Below are 6,299 nucleotides of genomic sequence, written 5' to 3' on the forward strand. Positions count from 1 at the left end.
GATGCGAAGTTGCAGCAGCCTGGGCCGGGCAGTGATGTTGTGGCGGTGGCGACGCGGAAGGCGTTGTTGAAGCAGCCTCTTGACGGGGGGACGGCGAAGACCGTGGGGTTTGATGGTGAGGGTGTGCCTGCGGCTCCGGTGCAGTTGGGTGGGTGTGTGCATGCGGCGTGGTCGGGTGCGAACAAGTACGTCCGGGATTGCGTCAATGATGCTGATGATAAGAATGTTGCGGTGCCGAAGGCGAGTGCGTCGCCGTCGTATGTTTTCCGGGTGAACCGGGACCTGGTGGTCCTGAACGATGTGAACTCGGGGAATGTGTGGTTGGTCAACCAGAACATGCAGCTGGTGAACAACTGGGACGACGTCATCCCACCGCAGCAAACCTCGGACGACGCCGACAAGGACTCCGCCGACGAGGTCCAGCAGACCGTGCTGCCGGACCGCACCAAACCCAACAGCGCCCCCGTGGCCAAACCCGACCAGTTCGGCATCCGCGCAGGAAAGACCACCATCCTGCCCGTCCTGGACAACGACTCCGACCCCGACGGCGACGTCCTCACCGTCCGAACCCCCGACGGCGTTAAGACCGGCGCCGTTTCGCCCATCTATGGCTCCACGGGCCTGCAGGTGGCCGTGCCCGCCGACAAGACCGGCAGCGAAACCTTCAAGTACACCGTGGACGACGGCCGCGGCCTGTCAGCGTCCGCTGACATCACGCTCAACATCATCCCACCCGGCACCAATAATGCGCCGCGGCCAAAGCCCAACCGGAACACCACGCTGGTGGTCCAGTCAGGCAAGTCGGTCACGCAAAACATCCTCACCGACTGGATGGACCCCGACGGCGATGACCTGTTCGCCGTCTCCGTGTCCAGCAGCGATCCACTGGACCAGGCCCGGATCCGCCCGGACGGCCAGCTGACCTTCCAGGATTCCGGCGCCGCCCCGGGCCGGAAGGTCCTCACCGTGTCGGTCTCGGACGGCCAGTCCACCGCGGAAGGCAAAGTCACCGTCGACGTCAGGAGCCCCGGGGCCCTGCCGCCCATCGCCAACGCCGACCACGTGGTGGCCGTTGCCGGCACCGACACCGTCATCACCCCGCTCAAGAACGATTCGGACCCGCAGGGCGGGACGCTGCGGCTGGCGCAGGCCACCCCGGATGCCGAGACCACGGCGACCCTCAACCCGGACCAGCAGACGTTCACCTTCAACTCCCGGACCCTTGGAGCCCACTACGTCAGCTACCTGGTGACCAACGGACCGGCCAGCGCCCAGCAGTTGGTGCGCGTTGATGTGGTGCCGGGCACTGACGAGGGCGCGCCGGTCGCCGTCCGGGACACCGCGCTGCTCCCCACCGGCGGTGACGTCCTGGTGGACGTCCTGGGCAACGACTCGGACCCCTCGGGCGGCGTCCTGGTGGTGCAGTCCGTAACCGCCGACGCCGGCCTGCCGGTCAGCGTGGCCGTGCTGGACCACTCGGTGGTAAGGATCACCGACATCCGCGCCGAGGGCCAGCTGACCGTCCGGTACACCGTGTCCAACGGCCGGTCATCGGCCACCGGCGAGATCGCGGTGCTGATAGTCCCCGCCCCGGCCAAGCTCCAGGCACCCCAGGCGAAGCCGGATGAAGCAACGGTCCGGGTCAACGACGTCGTCACCATCCCCGTCCTGGCCAACGACGCCGACCCCAATGGATCAAAGCTCACCCTCCTCCCGGACCTGGCCCAACAGCCCGATGCAGCCGACGGGCGGATGTTCGTGGCGGGGGACCAGTTGCGGTTCGTGGCCGGGCCCGAGGCGAAAACCGTGTACGCCATCTACAAGGTGCAGAACGCCTCCGGCCAGGTGGACTCGCAGCAGGTGACCATCCGCATCCGCGCCCGGGACGATGACCGGAACACCCGGCCCGAGCCCCGCAACCTGACCGCGCGCGTGGTGGCCGGGATGACCGTCAAGGTGCCCGTGCCGCTGGACGGCATCGACGCCGACGGCGACTCCGTCCAGCTCATCGGCATCGACAAGGCACCCGCCATGGGAACCGCCGTGGTGCGCGACGGCTACCTCGAGTTCACGGCCGCCGGGGACGCTGCCGGCACCGACAGCTTCACGTACCGGGTCCGGGACCGTATCGGTGCCGAAAACACCGGCACAGTCATTGTGGGCATCGCCCCGCCGGAGGCCAACAACCAGAAACCCATCGCGGTGGACGACGCCGTGGACGTCCGGCCCGGCCGCAAGGTGGCCGTGGAGGCCCTGGCCAACGATTCAGACCCCGACGGCGACCCGCTCAGCCTGGTTTCCGACGGCTTCGAGGCCAAGCCCGACCTGCAGGTGGAGGCAACGGACGGCGCCAAGGTGCTGTTCACCGCACCGGGCACCGCCGGCAACGAAAGCATCAGCTACCGCATCCAGGACGACAAGAAGGCATCCGCCAGCGCCGTGATCCGGGTCCGGATCAGCCCGGACGCCGAACTCAAGCGCCCGGTCGCCAAGGACGACCACGTGACCGTGGCCGAAACCCTCGGCAAGACTGCGGTGGACGTCCCCGTCCTGAAGAACGATTCCGACGCCGACGGCGTGGCTTCCGAGCTGAAGATCAGCCTTCCCGACGGCAACCCGAATGCCCGGCCCGGCGGCGCGGGCAACGTGGTGGTGAACCTCACCCCGGAAGACCAGTTGATCCCCTACACGGTCACGGACGTCGACGGCCTCACCTCCACCGCCCTGATGTGGATCCCGGGCCAGGGCGCGCAGTACCCCACCCTCGCCAAGACCGACCCCGTCGAGGTCATGTCCGGCAAGGACGTCACCCTGGACCTGTCCGAATACGTCCGCGTCCGCAGCGGCCGCACCGCGAGGATCACCGTGGCCGACTCCGTGCGCGTCCAGGGCGGATCACCGGAGGGCGTCATCCAGTCCGACGGCAAGGCCCTGCGCTACACCGCGAAACCGGACTACGTGGGCCCCGGCTCCATCACCTTCGAAGTGACGGACGGCTCCGGACCCGACGACGGCGACGGCCTGAAATCCACGCTGGTGATCATGACCAAGGTGATCCCGGACCCCAACGCCAACCATCCGCCCACCTTCAGCGGTACCTCCGTGGATGTTCCCAAGGCCGAACAGGCAACGGTGGACCTCGCCGGGCTGGCCAAGGACGTGGACGAACGGGACAAGGACAACCTCCGCTTCGAACTGGATGGGACCCTTCCCGCCGGATTCAACGCAAAGGTCGACGGCGCCACCCTCGCCATCACCGCTGACGGTTCCCTGGGCATCGGCGTCACCGGAAACATCCAGGTGAAGGTCACCGACGGCAGGTCTCCCGCCGTGAGTGCCACCATCACCGCACGCCACGTTGCCTCCAACCGGCCCCTGCCGGTGGCTAACGATGATGCGGTGGACAAGGCCAACGCCGGGAAGACCGAACAGGTCAACGTCCTGGCCAACGACTTCAACCCCTTCCCGGACACGCCCCTGCGGATCGTTGGCGCCACGGTGGAGACGGGCTCCGCAGCCGGTCAGCCGTCCGTGTCGGGAGACAGCATCACCGTTACCCCGGCTGACGGGTACAAGGGAGTCATGGTGGTCCGCTACACCGTGGCCGACAAGACAGGCGACCTGTCCCGCCAGGTGGACGGCCGCCTGCGGCTCACCGTCCGGGGCAAACCCGACGCACCGTCCGCCCCCAGCGCTACCGACGTCCGCAGCCGCACCGCCGTGCTCAAGTGGGCCCCGCCGTCGGACAATGGAGCGCCCATCACCGGGTACACCGTCCGCTCAAACAACGGCTTCGAACAGAAGTGCCCCACCACCACCTGCACATTGAGCGGGCTCACCAACAACGTAAAGTACGTTTTCACGGTGCTCGCCACCAACGAGGTGGGGGACTCGCAGGCTTCGCCGCAGTCCAACGAAATCCGGCCCGACGAGAAGCCATCGCCGCCGGACGCCCCCACGGTGAAGGCCGGGGACAAGACGATGGCGGTCACCTGGCCCGCGGCGAAGACCGAGGGCTCACCGGTGAAGCACTACAACCTGGAAATTTCGCCGCCGCCGGCCAGCGGGGTGGCCGTGAAGAACGAGGTCGCCGGGCTGAACTACACCTGGACCGGCCTCACCAACGGCGTGAAGTACAAGGTGCGTGCGCAGGCCGTCAACGAGCTTGGCGCCTCCGACTGGGGGACGTATTCTGCGGAGGACAATCCCGCCGGTGTCCCGGCGGCACCTGCAGCACCTTCGTCCGCCGTCGCATCATCCGTGGGGACCCAGAACCAGCTTCGGGTCACGTGGGCCGAACCCAACACCAACGGCGATCCGATCAGCACCTACTACGTCACCATGAGCGGTGGCAACGCCCCCGCCCAGACGCAGACCGTCCCCGGCAACGTCCGCACGGCAAACTTCACCGCCAACAACTCCGAAGCGGCCTACACGTTCACCGTGCAGGCAGAGAACAAGGCAGGCAAGGGTGCCGTCAGTCCGCCCTCGGCCCCCCGCCGCGCCACCGGCAAGCTGTCCCCGGTCTCCGGCGTGACGGCCACACCGGCCAACACCGGCGGAGCAGGGCGCTCCATAACAGTGGACTTCCGCAAACTGACCGCGGCCGAACGCAACGGTTCAGCAGAAAACGAAGTCAGCTACAGCTACAACGCCAGCAACGGTGCCCGCGGGCCCATCACGCCCGGCCAGACCATCGGCGGCTTCGCCAATGGCAACGCCGTCAGCATCACCGTCGTCGCCAACTCCACGGTGGCCCCGAGTTCCGACGCCAGTGCACCCGCGACGACAACACCCTACGGATCTCCCGGCACGCCTTCGGCGTCCGGCCAAAACGGCGGTGTCAACCAAAAGTCCGCCACCCTGAACTGGTCCTCCCCGTCCACCAGCACCAACGACGTGGCGCAAACGAAGATCAAGATCAACAACGGCGGCTGGGAGAACGTTGCCCCCTCCGGCAGCAGGACGGTCAACACGGCCAACTTCGGCGATACCGTTACCATCGCGGTCCAGACCTTCAACTCCGTCGGCACCGGCAGCGCGGTGGTCACCGCCAGCGCCACCGCCGGCAAGCAGGGCCTGTGGGAAACCCGGATCAAGACCTCCGACCCCAACTTCGTCAGGAGCTGTACCTTCACCCTGGGCGGATCGAACTACCGGCCAAGTCCCTACTTCGACTGTGACGGCGTCAATGCCGACAGCCCACCCTGGTTCTACAAGGCGGACCAGGACCGCATCATGGTGGCCTGCTACATCGACCAGAGCGACAACTGGTCGGGCAACGGGATCGTCCGCTGGTGGCGGGTGGAATCCGGTTCGGCACGCAACGTTGGCCGCTACGTGATCGCCGGCCACACCACGCTCGCCGATCCCGCCGGCCTGGGAGCCCCGCATTGCTGACACGGGCTATGCCGGAGCGCCGCGGGCAGTTGTCCCCATCGCGGGCCTTGCAGCGGTTCGGTAGGCTTGCCGCGGGGAAAGAAAGCCTGCTGCCTGTCCTGCGACCAGGCCGCCATCTGGCTACACAATCTGAGGGAAAAGTAACGCTGTGACAACTCTGCTGGGGAAGCTCGGGCTGAAAAAGCGACATAGGAAACTCGTCACTGGTACGGCGTTTGGTGCTGTGGTGGCTGTGGTGGTGACGGGTGCTGTGTTGTATCCGGGGTTTAAGACCACTGAGGTGGAGTTGAACGATGGTGGTGTGTGGGTTGTTTCGAAGTCGAAGAATGCTGTGGGGCGGTTGAATTATATAAGCAGTTGCCGGGGGCGGCTGATGTGAGTTTTGGGGCGCGGACGATTTCGGTGACGGATGCTGCGTCGGGGAAGGTGTGGGCGGTGTCGCCGTCCACGGTGAATGGTTTTGATAAGGAAGCGTCCGAGCCGGTGTTGGTTGGTTCGGCGGGTCTTGTGTCGGTGGTGGGTTCTGATGACCGGATTTATTCGGCGGATCCGAAGACTGGTGTGGTGACGGTGACGGGGGTTGATGCCGAGGGTGGTGTTGCGTCGTCGGAGTCCAGTACGTGGGATGGTCTTAAGGGTGCCGGGGATTTGCAGATGACGGTGGTGGGGGACCGTCCGGTGGTGTTGGATGCTGCTGCGGGGAGCTTGTTTTTGCCTGGTGGTAAGCGGTTGGCGTTGGAGAATGCGCGGGATGCGAAGTTGCAGCAGCCTGGGCCGGGCAGTGATGTTGTGGCGGTGGCGACGCGGAAGGCGTTGTTGAAGCAGCCTCTTGACGGGGGGACGGCGAAGACCGTGGGGTTTGATGGTGAGGGTGTGCCTGCGGCTCCGGTGCAGTTGGG

1 protein-coding gene and 1 pseudogene are annotated in these 6,299 nt (G+C 66.4%); both read left to right on the forward strand.

Annotated features, from left to right (window positions below):
- Positions 1-5,400: Ig-like domain-containing protein (locus AC1DIP_RS22055; RefSeq protein WP_477735099.1), on the forward strand; the 5,400-nt coding region annotated here is incomplete at its 5' end.
- A gap of 148 nt (positions 5,401-5,548) precedes the next feature.
- Positions 5,549-6,299: pseudogene (locus AC1DIP_RS22060) on the forward strand (Ig-like domain-containing protein); the annotation flags it as partial.

The sequence above is a fragment of the Pseudarthrobacter sp. 05T312 genome (assembly GCF_056396685.1).